Genomic DNA, 18,542 nt, shown 5'->3' on the forward strand with positions numbered 1-18,542 from the left:
TGAATTGTATGGCAAATTATAGACGAGGCAGAATAAATGAAGAGGTTAGAAGAGAGATAAGTGAAATAATCAGAAATGACCTTAAGGATCCTAGAATAGGGGCAATGATAAGTGTTACCAAGGCTGAGGTTACCAAGGATTTAAAATATGCAAAGGTCTATGTAAGCATATTTGGAAATGGTGAAGATGAAGAAGCAACATTTACAGCACTAAAGAATTCTGCTGGCTTTATAAGAAAGGAACTTAGCAATAGAATGCAGCTTAGGTATACTCCTCAAATTATGTTGGAGAAAGATGAAAGTATAGAACATGGTATGCATATAGATGCTATATTGGAGAGGATTAAAGGTGATAAAGATGTTTAGCCCAATAATTTCTACGATAAAGAAGGCAAAAAACATAGCTATCAGCTTTCACGTATCTCCAGATGGCGATAGTATAGGAAGTTCTCTCGGCCTTATGCTTGCGCTAAGAAAAATAGGTAAAAACCCAATAATAGTAATGAAAGATACAACCCCTAAATTTACGGGGTTTTTGCCTCATATTGAGGAAATAGTTAATGGAGATATAAATCCAAATGTAGATTGCCTTATAATTTTGGATTGTGGAAATGTAGAAAGGGTAAATTGTGGTATCGATAGAGAAAACACAAATTATATCCTTATAAATATGGATCATCACGCATCTAATGATTACTATGGTGATATAAATTTTGTGGATACTAGTTATTCTTCCATGGGAGAGATTGTTTATAAGCTTTTAGAGGAAATGAATATAGATATAGACCAAGAAATTGCTACATGCCTGTATACGTCTATAATAACTGATTGTGGTTCATTTAAGTATTCTAATACTACAAAACTTACTCATGAAATAGCTGGAAATTTGATAGGTACAGGTATAAACTTCTCTCAAATACATAGTCTTATATATGATAATAAAGAACTTTGTGTAGTGAAATTAGCTGGAAAGGTTATAGAAAATATGGCAATGTATGCTGATGGCAGGATATGTGTACTTAGCGTAACTGAAAACTTAGTTCATGAATATGGATGTGATAATTCAGATATATCTGAGCTTGTAAATATAGGTTCACTCATTAATACAGTTGAAGTGGTCGTGTTTTTTAAAGAAACCAGTGATAGACTTAAAGTAAGTCTTCGCTCCCAAAAGGAATATGATGTTAAGAGTGTAGCAGAGGTATATGGAGGCGGAGGCCATATAAAAGCAGCTGGTTTTACCTATTCAGGTAAGATAAAGGATATAGAAAAACAACTAATAGAATTGATAAGCAAAGGATTTAATTAAATGGATGGAATAATTAACTGCTATAAGCCTGAAGGAATGACTTCGTTTGATGTAGTGGCGAGGGTAAGAAAAATTCTGCATATAAAAAAAGTGGGCCATACAGGAACTTTAGACCCGGCTGCAGCTGGTGTGTTACCTATATGTGTTGGAAAAGCTACAAAACTTATAGATTTTATTATGCAGGGCGATAAATGCTATAGGGTTGAAATGACTTTAGGAGTAGTTACTGATACTTATGACAGGGAAGGAAAAATATTAAGTTTACAATCAGTAAATGTTTCTGATGAAAAGATAAAAGAGGCGATGATGAAATTTAAAGGTGAAATTATGCAAGTGCCGCCTATGTATTCAGCACTTAAGCATAATGGAAGAAAGCTATATGAATTAGCAAGGGCTGGTATTGAAGTAGAGAGACAGCCTAGAGAAATTAATATATATGACCTTAATATTTTTAATATTCATGATAATAAAGTATTATTTGATGTGGTTTGCTCCAAAGGCACTTATATAAGAAGTCTTTGTTATGATATAGGAAATGAACTTGGATGTGGAGCTATGATGAGCAATCTTATAAGAGTATATTCAGGTAAGTTTAAAATTGAAGATTCAATCGATATAAATAAATTAAATGAAGAAAATATATTTGATCATATTATTAGTATAGAAAAGGTGTTTGACGAACTCCCACAGATAAAAGTCAATTCTAGATTTAAAAAACTATTTGTAAATGGTGTTAACATAAAAGATAAAAGCTTTATTGACGACATGGAATTATCAAAGTACAGAGTATATAATGAGAATGATACATTGATAGGCATCGGTGAAAAAAACAACTGTGGGTTTAAAGCATTATTGTTAGTTTAGGAGTAAGATTATGTTAATAATTAAAGATAGTGATAAAAAAATAGAAGGAAGAACATTTATTGCCCTAGGAAGTTTTGATGGATTACACAGAGGGCATAGAAAACTCATAGATAAATGTATTGAATTATCAAAAGAGCATAAAGTACGGAGTATGGTCTATACATTTCAAAATCATCCTTTAACCATAGTAAGACCGGAAGCTGTACCTAAGCTTTTAATGGATAATGATACAAAGATAGAGATGCTGGATAATTTAGGCGTAGATATCGTTGCTATGGAAAATTTCACTCGGCAATTCATGCAGCTTTCTGCGGAAGAATTTGTATTAAGGCTTTTGGAAAGATTTTCTCCTTTGGGCTTAGTGGCAGGATTTAATCATAGATTTGGATATAAAAATAGTGGAGATGTAAATTTTCTTAAGCTGCTTGGTGAAAAGTATAATTTCTCTGTGACGATAATAACTCCGCAAAACGACGAATCAGATGTGGTTAGTAGTTCAAGAATAAGAAAACTTATCGAGGAAGGACATATAGAAACGGCAAATGAACTTCTGTTAAGTAATTTTATGCTGCAAGGTACGGTTGTTTATGGAAAACAGATAGGAAAAACAGTATTAGGTTATCCTACTGCTAATATAAAAGCTGATGATAGATTTGTTATACCTAAGCGAGGAGTTTATTATACTATAGCTGAAGTAAATGGAAAGAAATATAAAGCAATGACGAATGTAGGCATAAATCCTAGTGTCAAACATGATGAAAGTATAAAAATAGAAAGTCATCTTTTAGATTTTGATGAAGATATTTATGGAAGACATATAAAAATATATTTTATGGAAAGAATAAGAGATGAGGTTAAATTTAGTTCGGTAGATAAGCTAATGGAAAGAATGAATAAAGATTATGAGCTTGTAAAAAATAAGAGATTATAGTTGTTTTTCAAAAAATAATTTACATTATTGCATTAGTTTGTTATAATAATCTTTGTTAACCTTACGCTAAGTATTAAGATTTGCCAACTAATTCTTGGAGTATGGGGATTATATTTTGGAGGTGTTTTAATGGATAAGGCAAGAAAGAATGAAATAATTGCTACTTATGCAAGACATGAAGGAGATACTGGTTCACCAGAAGTACAGATAGCTCTACTTACTGACAGAATTAATCATTTGAATGACCATTTAAAGGTTCATAAGAAGGATCATCACTCAAGAAGAGGTCTTTTCATGATGGTTGGACAAAGAAGAGGTCTATTAAATTATTTAATGGCACATGATATTGAGAGATATCGTGCTATACTTGAAAAACTTGGTTTAAGAAAATAATTAGAGCGGTTAGCCCGCTCTATTGTTTTAAATTAATAAATCATATTTTTTAGTAAAAGATATTAATGTATCGAGAGGAGGTATATTATGAGCCATATATTAGAAACTGAAGTCGCAGGACGAAAATTAAAGATTGAATATGGCAAAGTGGGAATGTTGTCAGATTGTGCCCTTATGGTAAGCTATGGTGATACAGTAGTTCTTGCAAATGTAAATGCATCAGAAAAACCACGAGAAGGTATTGACTTCTTTCCTTTAAGCGTTGAATATGAAGAAAGGTTATATGCAGTTGGTAAGATACCGGGAGGTTTTATTAAAAGGGAAGGAAAACCTTCAGAAAATGCTATATTAAATGGCAGAGCTATTGATAGACCGTTAAGACCGCTTTTCCCTAAAGGCTATAGAAATGATGTTCAAGTAGTATGTACTGTCATGTCAGTAGAAAATGATAATGAACCTGATATACTTGCAATTAATGCAGCTTCTGCAGCTCTATGTATATCAAGTATACCATTTACTGACCCAGTAGCAGCAGTATCTGTGGGACTTATTAATGGCGAATTTATAATAAATCCAACTTCTAGTCAAAGAGAAAAAAGTGAAATGGCACTAACTGTATGTGCTACAAGCGAAAGAGTAATGATGATAGAAGCAGGTGCAAAAGAAGTACCTGAAGAAGTTATGATTAACGCTATAAATTTTGGCTTTGAAGAGTGTAAGAAGATTGCGGCATTCCAAAAGAAAGCTATGGACAGTTTTGGAAAGCCAAAAGCTGAGTATGAATGTTATGCTCCTGATGTGAACATAGAGGAAGAGGTAAAGAATTTTGCCTTTGACATGATAAAAGAGGCTATGTATATAACAGACAGAGATGCTAGAAATGAAGCAATGGATGTAGTTAAGCAGAAGTTAGCTGATGAATTCTATGAAAAATATCCTGACAATATTGCGGATGTAGATGAAGTGGCATATAAATTGCAGAAAAAGATCGTCAGAAATATGATACTTAATGAAAAGAGACGTCCAGATGGAAGAGCTTTTGATGAAATAAGACCTATAAGCTGTGAAGTGTCACTTCTTCCAAGAACTCATGGAACTGGGTTGTTTACAAGAGGGTTGACGCAGGTTCTTACTGTTGCAACGCTTGGAGCATTAGGAGATGTTCAGATACTTGATGGAATTGGAGAAATAGAATCAAAGAGATATATGCATCATTATAATTTCCCTTCCTATAGCGTTGGAGAAGTTAGACCTATGAGAGGACCTGGAAGAAGAGAGATAGGTCATGGTGCTTTAGCTGAAAGAGCATTGGTTCCACTTATACCATCAGAAGAGGAATTCCCTTATACAATAAGACTTGTATCAGAAGTGTTGAGCTCCAATGGCTCTACATCACAAGCCAGTGTATGTGGAAGTACTTTAGCACTACTAGATGCTGGTGTTCCTATAAAGAGACCTGCAGCAGGTATCGCAATGGGATTAGTTACTAGTGAGGATTTAACAGAGGAAGAAATACTTACAGATATACAAGGAATTGAAGATTTTTTCGGTGACATGGATTTTAAAGTTGCTGGTACTGTTGAAGGAATTACTTCAATCCAAGTTGATACAAAAATAAGAGGACTTTCTGCTCATTGCATAAGAACTGCAATAGAAAACGCAAGAGTGGCTAGACTCAGAATAATTGATAAGATAAATGCTTGTATTCCTGAACCTAGAGAAGAGATATCACAGTATGCTCCAAAGACTTTTACTATCAACATAAATCCTGATAAGATAAGAGATGTAATAGGAGCTGGCGGAAAAACAATTAATAAGATAATTGATGAAACAGGAGTTAAAATAGACATTAAGGAAGATGGAAAAGTATTTGTAATGTCTGATGATACAGCAAGTGCTAAGAAAGCTATCAAGATAATTGATGACCTGACTAAAGAAATAGTAGTTGGAGAAGTTTATCTTGGAAAAGTTACTAAAACAACAAACTTTGGTGCATTTGTTGAAATACTTCCTAGTAAAGAAGGGCTCGTTCATATATCTAAATTAGATGTCAACAGAGTTAATAAAGTTGAGGATATAGTTTCTGTAGGAGACGAGATTCTAGTTAAGGTTACAGATATCGATAATCAAGGAAGAATCAACCTGTCAAGAAAAGATGCATTGAAAGAAACTAGTAGTGAAGAAAAGAACGACTAGTACAATGTGACGAATAGAAGGGCTTTAGGCCTTTTTATTTTTGCTTTTTATTTGTATTCGTTCATAAGATTTATGAAAAAGTAAGTATATATTTATAGCATTAATCATATTATCTCTTAAGTATAAAAGTTGTATATATGAAAGGGGTAATTGGTTTGGATAATAATGTTAAATTTTATAGTGAAATTGAAAGATATGAAATAATAAATATAAATGACGGGGAAAAGTACAATTATGTTGGGAATAACGATTTGATAATAGATGAAGACGGAAACCTTAAATACATAATCCTAAATAAGAATTATAATAAGTTTAAGATATTTAATAATAATGAATTTATAGAGGTACCATGGGATTGTGTAAGGAAAATAGGAAGTAAGACTATTATTATAGATGCAGACGAGCAATTAATGAAAAAGACTAAATTATGATGATCAAAAGTAAAATAACATATTGAAGTTGTAGTTAGGTATATAAAAACACTTTTATGCAAATAATACTATATATGTTGCTAGTTATTAAATTGCATGGAGGTGCTTTTATTGTCAGATAAAGAATTAGATACAGAAGAAAAAAATAAAAAGGATGACATTAAGGAATATGGTGCAGAGCGGACTGCAAAACCTAACGACAGTATACAAATTCTTCCTATTATAGGCCAAATAGAGGGCCACATGGAATTATCCCCTCAGACAAAAACGACTAAATATGAGCATCTAATACCACAGCTTATAGGAGTGGAAAGAGATAAATCTGTAGAAGGACTTCTTATTGTATTAAATACTGTTGGTGGGGATATAGAAGCAGGTCTTGCCATAGCAGAAATGATAAATAGTATAAGTAAACCAACTGTATCGTTAGTCATAGGAGGAGGACACTCAATAGGAGTACCACTGGCTACTGCAGCAGATTTTTCGTTTATTTCACCTTCGGCAACTATGATAGTTCATCCAGTGAGAATGAATGGACTTATAATTGGAGTGCCGCAAACCTTTGAATATTTTAATAAAATGCAAAAAAGGATTATAGAATTTATTGTTAGGACATCTAAAATAGAAAAAGAAACTTTGGAGCAAATGATGCTTTCTACTGAACAATTAATGAATGATATGGGTACTATATTAATTGGAAAACAAGCTGTGGATTCTGGTATAATTGATAGTGTAGGTGGAATAAAAGAGTCCTTGGCAAAACTTGAGGAATTGATTGAGAAAGCAAAAAATCAGAGGACTGTTTCGAAATGATTTTTAAATCTTTTCGAAAAGCAGTTCTTTTTTATGTTTATATTATGGTATAAAAATATTATAAACAAGAGGATATTAATCAAGTATGTAGAAATAGTAAATTGAGGTGGTACTGTTGTCTAGAAAAAAAACATCTAAACCGGATTATTATAATGATATATTTGGAATTTTTTTAGTGGCTCTTGGAATTATAATGTTTTATAGTGTTATATCCAATAAAGCTGGTATATTCGGTCAAATAATAAGAATGACTTTATTGCTGGTGTTTGGTATAGGTTCTTATGTTTTACCATTGATTGTTGTATTAATAGGTATTGGAATTATAGCAGCAAATGGTAAAATAACATTTAAAAAGAATTTTTATGGAATAGTGTTTGCTATAGTAAATACTATGCTTTTTGTACAGTTAATAAATCTTAAGTATTATTATAGCGGTGAGTTTGCAAAAGGTATTTTCAAGTTTTATAACGAAAATCAGGTTCTAAATGGTGGAATTATAAGTTATAGTATAATCGTTCCAATGTACAAGCTTCTTGGATATGTTGGCTGCTATGTATTATTAATAGCGTTCTATATTGTATCACTAATTTTAATATTTAATGTTACCATTGCTGATTTTATAAAAATAATAAAACAGAAAAGTACTGATAAACGTAAAGTAAGAAGAAAAAAGGAGCCGTCTAATGAAAAGCCAGTTGTAGAGGAACCGCCAGCATCTGATAAAAATAAATTTATATCTTCTGTAAATAAAAAGATAAAGTTAATGGACTTTATGAAAAACTCTACGCTGGATTCTGAAGAAGATAGCGTAAAAGCAGAACAAGAAGCTGCTATAGAAATTAATGACTATTCACCACAAAGAAAAGAGGAAGGTAATAACAACAAATTAAATGATGAAATAAGCAGAGAACTTTCGCAAAAATTACAATCTCCTGCAGGAGACAGTATAGAATATAAATTTCCGAGTGTAGATTTACTCAATGAAAATAAGATGGTAAAAACCAATAAAGAAGATAAACGAGGCCTTCTTGCCAGTGCAGAAAAGCTTGAAGAAACTCTAAATAGTTTCGGAGTAGATGCAAAGGTTATACAAGTAACAAAAGGACCTTCAGTCATAAGATATGAACTGCAGCCAAGTGCTGGTGTAAAAGTAAGCAAGATTGTCAATCTTTCTGATGACATAGCATTAAGCTTAGCGGCAAGGGGAGTTAGAATAGAAGCACCAATCCCTGGAAAATCTGCTGTTGGTATAGAAGTACCTAATAAGGAATTAATTCCTGTATATTTGAGAGAAGTTCTAGAATCCGATGAGTTTACTGCTTCAAATAAAAATATATCTTTTGCTTTGGGAAAAGATATAGGTGGTAAATGCGTAGTTACAGATTTATCTAAAATGCCTCACTTATTAATTGCTGGAGCTACCGGTTCAGGAAAAAGTGTGTGTATTAATACATTAATAATAAGTCTTTTGTATAAAGCTTCTCCTGATGAGGTAAAATTACTTATGATAGATCCTAAAGTTGTCGAACTTAGCGTGTACAATGGGATACCTCATTTACTTATACCTGTAGTTACTGAGCCTAAAAAAGCTGCAGGTGCACTTAATTGGGCCGTAAACGAAATGACTAGAAGATATAAGCTTTTTGCAGATAATTCTGTAAGAAATATAGATGGTTATAACGAGCTTGTAGATAAGGGTAAACTTACCGAAAAGCTTCCGTGGATAGTAATAATAGTTGATGAATTAGCAGATCTTATGATGGTATGTCCAGGAGATGTAGAGGATTATATAGGCAGATTAGCACAAATGGCTAGAGCAGCTGGTATGCATCTGGTAATAGCTACACAAAGACCATCCGTAGACGTAATAACTGGTGTTATCAAAGCGAATATTCCTTCAAGAATATCCTTTGCAGTTTCTAGTCAAATAGATTCAAGAACTATACTTGATTCTTCCGGAGCAGAAAAACTTTTAGGAAAAGGAGATATGTTGTTTTTCCCTGTAGGCATGTCCAAACCTTTAAGAATACAAGGGGCGTTTGTATCAGAAGAGGAAGTTGAAAAGATAGTTAATTTCATAAAGAGCCAACAGCAAAATGAGGTTGAATACAAAGAAGAAATAATAGAACATATAGAAAATGGAAGTGCATCTGAACAAGAAGAGGATAAAGATGAGTTATTTGATGATGCTGTAAAAGTTGTTGTAGAATCTGGACAAGCATCTACATCACTCCTTCAAAGGCGTTTAAAAATAGGATTTAATAGGGCATCAAGAATAATGGATCAATTGGAGGCTAAGCAGATAATCTCTGGAAGAGATGGTGCCAAGCCTAGACAAGTATTAATGGACAGAAACGAGTATTCAGAGATGCAAAATAATGAATAGTGACATAAAAATTAACAATAATCAATAAAAAAATATTCAAAATCAAATTGTATATGATATAATTCAATTATCGAACTTATGAGAATATACAGGAGGAAATTAATGGCAAAATATAAAGTTGGAATAGTGAGTCTTGGTTGCGATAAAAACCGAGTTGATACAGAAATTTTACTTGGAAGTCTAAAAAATAAATTTGAGATAATAAGTGATCCAAAAGAAGCACATATAATAGTAGTAAATACATGCGGTTTTATAGAATCCTCTAAACAGGAATCTATAAATACTATATTAGAGATGGCTGAATATAAGAAAAATTATAAATGTGAAGTATTAATTGCTACTGGTTGTCTTACTCAAAGATATAGTAAAGAGATTGCAGAACTTATACCTGAAATTGATATAGTACTTGGAGTAAATAATTATAAAGATGTAGAGGATTGTATAAGAGATTTTTATGAAAACAAACAAAAGATAATTTTATGCTCAAACAGTAACGAAATAAATGAGGGCGAAAGAGTTATAAGTACAGGAAATAACTATGCATATTTACGAATTGGAGAAGGATGCAACAATAACTGTACATATTGTGCAATACCTAAAATAAGAGGATCATATAGGAGCAGAAGTATAGAGCACATAGTTGAAGAAGCTTCTAGTATAGCAAAGATGGGTGTTAAAGAACTTATCATAGTTGCTCAGGACACGACAATGTACGGAATTGATTTATATAAAAAGAAGGTACTTCCTGATTTATTGAATAGACTTTCTCAAATAGATGATATAGAATGGATAAGGTTGTTATATTGTTATCCAGAGGAGATAACTGATGAGCTTATTGAAGTTATAGCGTCTAATAAGAAAATATGTAAATACATTGATATACCAATACAGCATATAAGTAATAACATTCTTAAAAAAATGGGGAGAAGAGGAACTAAAGAACAAATAGTTGAGGTTATAAATAAATTAAAGAAAAAAGTACCGGAGATAACCATCAGAACTACATTCATTGTTGGATTTCCTGGTGAAACAGAAGAGGATTTTAACGAACTTAAAGAGTTTACAGAAAATATTAAGTTTGATAATCTCGGAGTTTTTAGATACTCTGCCGAAGAGGGAACTGCTGCCGAACGTCTTAACAATAAAATCAGTGATGAAATCAAAATACAAAGGCAAAATGAAATTATGAAGCTGCAGCAGCAAATATCTTATAATAACAATAAGGGTAAAATAGGGATGGTGTATAATACGTTATTAGAAGATGAAAATGAAGAGTATTATATAGGAAGAAGTCAACATATGGCACCTGACGTAGATGGTATTATATATGTAAGTAAGGTTAAGGGTATTAACAAGGGTGAGTTTGTAAAGATAAAGATAAGAGAAGCTTTAGAATATGATTTAATAGGAGATGTATATTATGAATCTAGCAAATAAACTTACTTTAGTTAGGATATTTTTAATACCTGTGTTTTTAGTGTTTATAGCAGTTAAGGGAATACCTTATGGAACTATTTTTGCTACTTTGGTATTTATAGCGGCATCAATAACGGATAAACTGGATGGATACATAGCAAGAAGCAGAAATCAGATAACAAAGTTTGGAAAATTGATGGACCCTTTGGCGGATAAACTTCTTGTAACAGCCGCATTGGTTTCTTTAGTTGAATATCATATAATACCAGCGTGGATAGCAATAATAATAATAGCGAGAGAACTTGCTGTTACAGGATTAAGAAGTATTGCTGCATCAGAAGGCATAGTTCTTGCAGCTAGCTGGTGGGGAAAAATTAAGACTGTAATACAGATAATTGCTATAGTATCAGCTTTACTGGAAGTAAATCTCTCAGTTCAAAAAGAGCTGATAAGCATTGTAAATGCTTATCCATTTTTAGAAAGTTTTATAACTATGTTTGCTAATATCAGTTTATATATAGCAGCTGTAGTGACTATTATATCAGGCTATGATTATTTTAAGAAAAATTTACATATAATCAAGAATGATATATAATTGTATAAATAAATAAAAATTGTTAATAATTACTTATATATAATGTGATTTGACTAAATCGAGGAAATATCTTATAATAATATAAGAACGTTTGTTCGAAGAGGAGGGTAATAATGGCTAATTTAGATATGGAAAAAATTAAAGCGATTGAAAATGCTATGACTCAGATAGAGAAACAATTTGGGAAAGGCTCGGTTATGAAGCTAGGAGAGCATAGCATTCTAAATGTAGATTCAATTTCAACAGGATGCTTGGATCTTGACATTGCATTAGGAATAGGTGGCGTTCCAAGAGGAAGAATTATAGAGATATATGGACCTGAGTCTTCAGGTAAAACAACTGTAGCACTGCACATACTGGCAGAAGCACAGAAAAACGGCGGTGTAGCAGCATTTATAGATGCAGAGCATGCTCTTGATCCAGGTTACGCTAAAATTCTTGGAGTTGATATAGATAATCTAATAGTATCTCAGCCGGATACTGGAGAACAAGCTTTGGAAATTGCTGAAGCACTTGTTAGATCTAATGCTATAGATGCTATCGTAGTAGATTCTGTTGCAGCCCTTGTACCAAGAGCTGAAATAGAAGGTGAGATGGGAGATTCTCATGTCGGTCTTCAAGCAAGACTGATGTCACAGGCATTAAGAAAACTTGCAGGTTCAATAAATAAATCTAAATGCGTAGTAATATTTATAAATCAGTTAAGAGAAAAAGTAGGAGTAATGTTTGGAAATCCAGAAACTACGCCTGGTGGAAGAGCTTTAAAGTTTTATGCTTCTGTGAGAATGGATATAAGAAGAATAGACTCTATAAAGCAGGGCGATGAGGTTATCGGAAACAGAACTAGAGTGAAGGTTGTTAAAAATAAAGTAGCACCTCCTTTCAGAAATGCTGAATTTGATATAATGTATAATGGTGGTATTTCAAAAGAGGGTACTATATTGGATGTAGGAGTTAAGGAAGATATAGTTCAAAAAAGCGGTGCTTGGTTTTCTTATAATGAAGTTAGGTTAGGACAAGGAAGAGAAAATGCAAAGCAGTTCTTAAAGGAAAATGCGGATGTTAGCTGGACTATAGAGAAAACCATAAGAGAGAAACATGAGTTACCAATACCTGTAAAATCATCAAATGATGTTAAATTAGATAATAAATCTACTGATAAAAGCACGGGCAATCAAGATAAGACAAATAAGGAAGAAAAAGTAGACAAAAAATAATAAGATAACCAAATAAAAATAATAATTTTTAAATAAATATTTTGGTCTGCATAATTGGATTTTTATTAAGAATCGGTGTTTAAGTCCTATGCAGGCCAATTTGTGGTTATATCATTGTATGCATTCTAACTTGACAATATGCTAATTTTAATATAAAATATATACAAATACTGGTTTATCATAGTAAATAGAATACATTTTAGGATATATGGCACCTTTTCTAAGCTTTTATATTTAATTGTGTTATATTATTTAAAGCAAAGGAGGTGTTCGTATGGAATTGAGAGATTGGATATTTATATCTATATTAATTTTTGTAAGCGTTGCATTGATTATTGAATTTGTAATAAGAAAGAAAATGGTTGAAACCAAAATACTAAAAGGTGAGGCAGAAGCAAAGAAGATTATAGATGAGGCAAGTAAACAAGCTGATTCTCATAAAAAAGAAGCAATACTTGAAGCTAAAGAAGAAGTTCATAAAATAAGAACGGATGTTGAAAAGGAATCCAGAGATAGAAGAAATGAGCTCCAGAGGATGGAGCGAAGAGTTCTACAAAGAGAAGAAGTGCTGGATAAGAAGAGTGATGTTTTAGAGAAAAAAGAAGAAACAATTAACAAGAAACTTCAAGAAATAAGCTCATTAGAGGAAAATGTTCAAGAATTATATTCTAAACAACGACAAGAACTTGAGAGATTATCAGGCTTGTCCTCTGAAGAAGCTAAAAATTTGCTACTTGACGAGTTGAAGACGGAATTAAAACATGATTCAGCAGTAATAATTAAAGAATTTGAGGCTAGAACTAAAGAAGAATGTGATAAAAGATCAAGAGATATTATTACTACTGCAATTCAAAGATGTGCAGCAGACCATGTGTCTGAAACCACAGTACATGTAGTAGCACTTCCTAATGATGAGATGAAAGGAAGAATAATTGGTAGAGAGGGAAGAAATATAAGAACGTTAGAAACCCTTACAGGTGTTGATTTGATTATTGATGATACACCGGAAGCAGTCATTCTTTCAAGTTTTGATCCGATTAGAAGGGAAGTTGCTAAGATTGCTCTTGAAAAGCTGATAGTCGACGGCAGAATTCATCCTGCAAGGATTGAAGAGATGGTTGAGAGAGCTAAGAAAGAAGTAGAAATCGACATAAAAGAGGAAGGTGAACAGGCTACATTTGAGACCGGGATACACGGACTTCATCAAGAACTTGTTAAGCTATTGGGAAGACTTAAGTATAGAACTAGCTATGGTCAGAATGTATTGAAACATTCTTTGGAAGTGTCAAATTTAGCGGGTATAATGGCTGGTGAATTAGGACTGGACATTGCGCTTGCTAAACGTGCAGGACTTCTACATGACATAGGAAAAGCAGTAGATCACGAAGTTGAAGGACCTCATGCTTTGATTGGTGCTGAAATTGCAAAGAAATATCACGAATCTGCGGCAGTTGTAAATGCTATCGCTGCTCATCATGGTGATGTTGAAATGCAAACTTTAGAGGCTGTTCTGGTTCAAGCAGCTGATGCAATATCTGCGGCAAGGCCGGGAGCTAGAAGAGAAACATTAGAGGCTTACATTAAGAGATTGGAAAAGTTAGAAGAAATAGCAAATTCATATGAAGGCGTAGAAAAGTCATATGCCATTCAAGCAGGAAGAGAAATAAGAATTATGGTTAAACCAGAGCAAATTGATGATGCTGGTACTGTCGAAATGGCTAGGAATATAGTAAAAACTATTGAAAACGAATTAGAATATCCTGGACAGATAAAGATTAGTGTTATTCGAGAGACTAGATCAGTAGATTATGCTAAATAATGTATTTGATTTATTAAGACTCTTAAATAAATTTAGTGTTTACTAAGTTTATTTAAGAGTTTTTATTTATTTCTTGTTTATTAAATTAAATTACATTATAATTATAAATGATATAATTTAACATTTAAGATAGGAGGCACATTTAAATGGAACTTTCTAGACTCGCTACTAAATTACAATCTTCTTTAACTTTAGAAATTACTGCTAAAGCTAAGAAGTTAAAAGAGGAAGGTATAGATGTAATTAGCTTTGGAGCAGGCGAACCAGATTTTAATACACCTAAATATATAATTGATGAAGCAAAAAAGGCTATGGACATAGGTTTTACAAAATATACTTCCACTTCAGGTATAAGTCCATTGAAAAAGGAAATAATAAAAAAATTTAAGAATGATAATGATCTTGAATATACAGAAAAACAAATTATTGTATCTACAGGAGCAAAGCAATGTTTGTCAAATGTATTTCAGACAATAATTAATCCTGGAGATGAGGTACTTATTTCAAAACCTTGTTGGATATCTTATCCTGAGCTAGTTACGCTATATGGGGGAAGTCCTATACTAGTCGACTGTGCTGAAGAAAATGAATTTAAATTTGACATAGATTCATTAAAGAAAAATCTTTCTGATAAAACAAAAGCAATTGTTATTACAAGCCCTAATAATCCTACGGGATCAGTCTATAATTATGACGAACTAAAAACAATTGCAGATTTTGCTAAGGATAATGATTTATTTATTATTTCTGATGAAATATATGAAAAACTTATTTACGATGGAGAAAAGCATATAAGTGTAGCATCTATATCAGAAGATGCGTACAATCGAACTATAGTTATAAATGGATTATCCAAAACTTTTGCAATGACGGGATGGAGACTTGGATATGCTGCTGGAAATGAAAAGGTAATAAAAGTAATGTCTAATATACAGAGTCATACTACTTCAAATGCTAACTCAATAACTCAATATGCAGCAGTTAAAGCTTTAGCTGCAGCTGGTAACGAAATAGAGGCGATGGTAAAAGAGTTTGATGCTAGAAGAAAGTATATGGTTGACAGAATAAATAATATGAAAACAATAAGTTGTGTTAAGCCCAAAGGTGCTTTTTATGTTATGATCAATGTAAGTGACTTATACAGCGATAAAATTAAGGATTCATTCATGTTGTCCAAAATACTTTTAGATGAAGCAAAAATAGCAGTTATACCTGGAGCTGCATTTGGGGATGATAGATATATAAGGTTATCCTATGCAACTTCTATGGAAAATATAAAAAATGGATTAGATAGATTGGAGAATTTCATAAATAATATGAAATAAAATGTGATATAAGGACTAAAGTTGACTTATAAATTCATTTATATATTTAAATTTATCGAGTTTCATGGTATAGTAGTAATAGGAAATATTTTAAAGCAAAGGGTGATTTGGAATGGGGAAAAAAGTTGATTTATTTCTTCCAATAACGGGCGATGTAGTTGCATTAACGGAAGTAAACGATTATTTATTTAATAAGAAGATAATGGGAGATGGAGCAGCAATAAAACCCAAAGATAGTTTTGTATATTCTCCAGTAGACGGAGAAATAATTTTGGTTTATGATGCAAAACATGCTATTGGAATTAAGACAGAGGATGGATTACAGCTATTAATCCATGTAGGTATAGATTCAGTAAAATTACAGGGAAAAGGATTCGCTGCTTATGTAAATGTTGGCGACAAAGTAAAAGCTGGTGATAAGATATTGTTTTTCGACAAAGAATTTGTTGAAATGCAGGCTTCTATCATTACTCCAATAGTAATAACAAATTCAGAATTAATAGAAAAAATTGATATAAACTATAAAGCTTCAAAAGCTAAAGATTTGTTTATGTCTGTTGAATTAAAATAGGGGAGGATTTACAATGGTAACTAGAGAAGTGACAGTAAAGAGTGCTACTGGTCTTCATGCAAGACCTGCAACATTACTAGTAAAAAAAGCATCATCTTTTAAATCAGATATCACTATTGAACATAATGGAAAGAAGGCTAATGTTAAGAGCTTGATAGGAGTCTTATCTTTGGGAGTTTCTAAAAATTCGAACATAGTTATTACAGCATCTGGTGATGACGAGACATTGGCTGTTGAAGAGTTAGCTAAATTAATAGCTTCTTTAGATCAATAAAGAGGGAACGATGTATCCCTCTTTGATTATGTACTGACAAAGTAGTTAAAATTAAACTATTTATAAAAGCATTAATAATGGAGGAAAATGATGAGAAACTTGTACAATTCACCACTTAATTCTAGATATGCTTCTAAAGAGATGAGTTATCTTTTTTCAGATGATATGAAATTTAAAACTTGGAGAAAACTTTGGGTGACATTAGCTGAAAGCGAAAAAGAATTAGGTCTTGATATAAAACAGGAGCAAATTGATGAACTTAAAGCACACATGGATGATATAAACTATGAAGTAGCAGAAGAGAAGGAAAGAGACATAAGACATGATGTCATGAGCCATGTATATGCTTATGGAGTACAGTGCCCGAAAGCTAAAGGCATAATACATTTAGGTGCTACAAGCTGCTATGTTGGAGATAATACAGATATTATTATTATGAGAGATGCTCTCCAATTAGTTCGTAAAAAACTTATAAATGTTATAAATGCATTAACAAAATTTGCACTTCAATATAAAAGTATGCCTACATTAGGCTTTACACATCTTCAACCAGCTCAGCTTACGACTGTTGGAAAGAGAGCATGTCTTTGGATTCAGGATTTAGTTATTGATCTTGAAAATCTTGATTTTGTAATAAGCAAGTTAAAGCTAAGAGGCGTGAAAGGTACAACTGGAACGCAGGCAAGTTTTATGGATTTGTTTGAGGGCAATGAAGATAAAGTAAAGCAGCTAGATGTTCTTGTTTCAAACAAAATGGGCTTTACTGAATCTTTTATGGTAACTGGCCAGACATATCCAAGAAAAGTAGATTCAATAGTTATGAATACTTTATCTGAGATAGCTCAAAGTGCTTATAAATTTAGTAACGACTTAAGATTGCTTCAAAATATGAAAGAAGTAGAAGAGCCATTTGAAAAGCATCAAGTAGGTTCATCTGCAATGGCATATAAGAGGAATCCGATGAGAAGTGAAAGGATAAGTGCACTTGCTAGATATATAATAGTGGATTCACTTAATCCAGCAATTACGGCATCCACACAGTGGTTTGAAAGAACTCTTGATGATTCGGCTAATAAGAGGATATCTGTAGCTGAAGCGTTTTTGGCATTAGATGGGGTTTTAAACTTGTATCTTAATATAAGTGAAAATATGGTTGTCTATGATAAAGTTATAGCACAACATGTAAACAATGAACTTCCATTTATGGCAACTGAAAATATAATGATGGAAGCTGTTAAGAAGGGTGGAGACAGACAGGAACTTCACGAGAAAATCAGAGTACATTCAATGGCAGCTGCAGGAGTAGTAAAAAAAGAGGGAAAGAAGAATGATCTTATAGAAAGAATAATTGCAGATTGTACATTTGGTATGACTGCAGAAGAAATATATTCTATAATTGATGCTTCTAAATTCATTGGCAGAGCTCCAGGTCAAGTAGATGACTTTATTAATAAAGCTGTTAAGCCTATATTAGAAAGTAATAAGGATTTACTTGGAGTAAACGCAGAAATAAATCTATAATATATAAAAAATATATAAAAGGTATATCGTAGAATAATAAAGATAAAAACCCAATTTATAAAATTATAAATTGGGTTTTTTGCACTCTACACGTATATCCACAGAATGTGCACAATAAGTTAATAAATACATAAATTACATATATTACCATATAGTTAACAGGTACAGTTTCTAAGAAAAAGAAAATATGCAATTGGTATAATTATACATTAATATGCATCATATAAACTATATAAAGGAATACAGAGAGCTAAAAACAAAATACAAACGCAGTTAGTGTGTTTTTTACATTTTATTTTGTTATAAGCAATGATATAAGCATAATGTCGTAATCTAGTAAAGTCATTTTTAAAAAATGACAAAAGTAGAATTACATTAAAAATAAAATTCAGTAAGCGCAAAAATTGTTATGGCCTCATATCATATTTTTACAATAAATAAGCTATCAATAATTCGATATATATAAGAGATAATAATAAAAG

General features: G+C 32.1%; 17 protein-coding genes. All 17 read left to right on the forward strand.

What is annotated here, in order from left to right; translation table 11 throughout:
- Positions 1-8: 8 nt before the first annotated feature.
- Positions 9-365 (forward strand): 30S ribosome-binding factor RbfA, encoded by a 357-nt coding sequence (gene rbfA, locus CLORY_RS10595; RefSeq protein ID WP_079424068.1) that lies wholly within the window; start codon positions 9-11, stop codon positions 363-365.
- Complete coding sequence (locus CLORY_RS10600) at positions 358-1,308, forward strand: DHH family phosphoesterase (protein WP_079424071.1); 951 nt, start codon at positions 358-360, stop codon at positions 1,306-1,308. The genes rbfA and CLORY_RS10600 overlap by 8 nt, the downstream gene beginning before the upstream one ends.
- The gene (gene truB, locus CLORY_RS10605; RefSeq protein WP_079424073.1) at positions 1,309-2,172 is read left to right on the forward strand and encodes a tRNA pseudouridine(55) synthase TruB; all 864 of its coding nucleotides are present in this window, start codon (positions 1,309-1,311) and stop codon (positions 2,170-2,172) included. It abuts the gene before it with no gap.
- 10 nt (positions 2,173-2,182) lie between these two features.
- Positions 2,183-3,103 carry a bifunctional riboflavin kinase/FAD synthetase gene (locus tag CLORY_RS10610; RefSeq protein ID WP_079424075.1) on the forward strand — a complete coding sequence of 307 codons (921 nt, stop codon included), beginning with the start codon at positions 2,183-2,185 and terminating at the stop codon, positions 3,101-3,103.
- Between the two features lie 129 nt (positions 3,104-3,232).
- Complete coding sequence (rpsO, locus tag CLORY_RS10615; RefSeq protein WP_079424077.1) at positions 3,233-3,496, forward strand: 30S ribosomal protein S15; 264 nt, start codon at positions 3,233-3,235, stop codon at positions 3,494-3,496.
- 87 nt (positions 3,497-3,583) lie between these two features.
- Complete coding sequence (locus CLORY_RS10620; RefSeq protein WP_079424079.1) at positions 3,584-5,692, forward strand: polyribonucleotide nucleotidyltransferase; 2,109 nt, start codon at positions 3,584-3,586, stop codon at positions 5,690-5,692.
- 155 nt (positions 5,693-5,847) lie between these two features.
- A complete protein-coding gene (locus CLORY_RS10625) occupies positions 5,848-6,123 on the forward strand; it encodes a YlmC/YmxH family sporulation protein (protein WP_207652198.1) in 276 nt (91 codons plus the stop codon).
- Positions 6,124-6,219: 96 nt separating this feature from the next.
- On the forward strand, positions 6,220-6,936 hold the full coding sequence (locus CLORY_RS10630) for a ClpP family protease (RefSeq protein ID WP_079424083.1): 717 nt from the start codon (positions 6,220-6,222) through the stop codon (positions 6,934-6,936).
- Positions 6,937-7,051: 115 nt separating this feature from the next.
- Positions 7,052-9,322, forward strand: a complete 2,271-nt coding sequence (locus CLORY_RS10635) for an FtsK/SpoIIIE family DNA translocase (protein ID WP_079424085.1) — start codon at positions 7,052-7,054, stop codon at positions 9,320-9,322.
- Positions 9,323-9,424: 102 nt separating this feature from the next.
- Positions 9,425-10,759, forward strand: a complete 1,335-nt coding sequence (rimO, locus tag CLORY_RS10640) for a 30S ribosomal protein S12 methylthiotransferase RimO (RefSeq protein WP_079424087.1) — start codon at positions 9,425-9,427, stop codon at positions 10,757-10,759.
- The gene (gene pgsA / locus CLORY_RS10645) at positions 10,743-11,333 is read left to right on the forward strand and encodes a CDP-diacylglycerol--glycerol-3-phosphate 3-phosphatidyltransferase (RefSeq protein WP_079424089.1); all 591 of its coding nucleotides are present in this window, start codon (positions 10,743-10,745) and stop codon (positions 11,331-11,333) included. Before rimO ends, pgsA begins: the two co-directional genes overlap by 17 nt.
- Positions 11,334-11,446: 113 nt before the next feature.
- Entirely contained in the window at positions 11,447-12,550 is a 1,104-nt protein-coding gene (gene recA / locus CLORY_RS10650) for a recombinase RecA (RefSeq protein ID WP_079424091.1), read from the forward strand.
- Positions 12,551-12,824: 274 nt separating this feature from the next.
- The gene (gene rny, locus CLORY_RS10655) at positions 12,825-14,369 is read left to right on the forward strand and encodes a ribonuclease Y (protein WP_079424093.1); all 1,545 of its coding nucleotides are present in this window, start codon (positions 12,825-12,827) and stop codon (positions 14,367-14,369) included.
- A 146-nt stretch (positions 14,370-14,515) separates the two neighbouring features.
- On the forward strand, positions 14,516-15,694 hold the full coding sequence (locus CLORY_RS10660) for a pyridoxal phosphate-dependent aminotransferase (protein ID WP_079424095.1): 1,179 nt from the start codon (positions 14,516-14,518) through the stop codon (positions 15,692-15,694).
- 112 nt (positions 15,695-15,806) lie between these two features.
- A complete protein-coding gene (locus CLORY_RS10665) occupies positions 15,807-16,265 on the forward strand; it encodes a PTS sugar transporter subunit IIA (protein WP_079424097.1) in 459 nt (152 codons plus the stop codon).
- A gap of 13 nt (positions 16,266-16,278) precedes the next feature.
- Positions 16,279-16,539, forward strand: a complete 261-nt coding sequence (locus tag CLORY_RS10670; RefSeq protein ID WP_079424099.1) for an HPr family phosphocarrier protein — start codon at positions 16,279-16,281, stop codon at positions 16,537-16,539.
- A 90-nt stretch (positions 16,540-16,629) separates the two neighbouring features.
- Complete coding sequence (gene purB / locus CLORY_RS10675; protein ID WP_079424101.1) at positions 16,630-18,060, forward strand: adenylosuccinate lyase; 1,431 nt, start codon at positions 16,630-16,632, stop codon at positions 18,058-18,060.
- Positions 18,061-18,542 lie beyond the last annotated feature (482 nt).

Origin of the sequence: Clostridium oryzae, assembly GCF_002029235.1 — a bacterium.
Lineage (GTDB): Bacteria > Bacillota > Clostridia > Clostridiales > Clostridiaceae > Clostridium_AE > Clostridium_AE oryzae.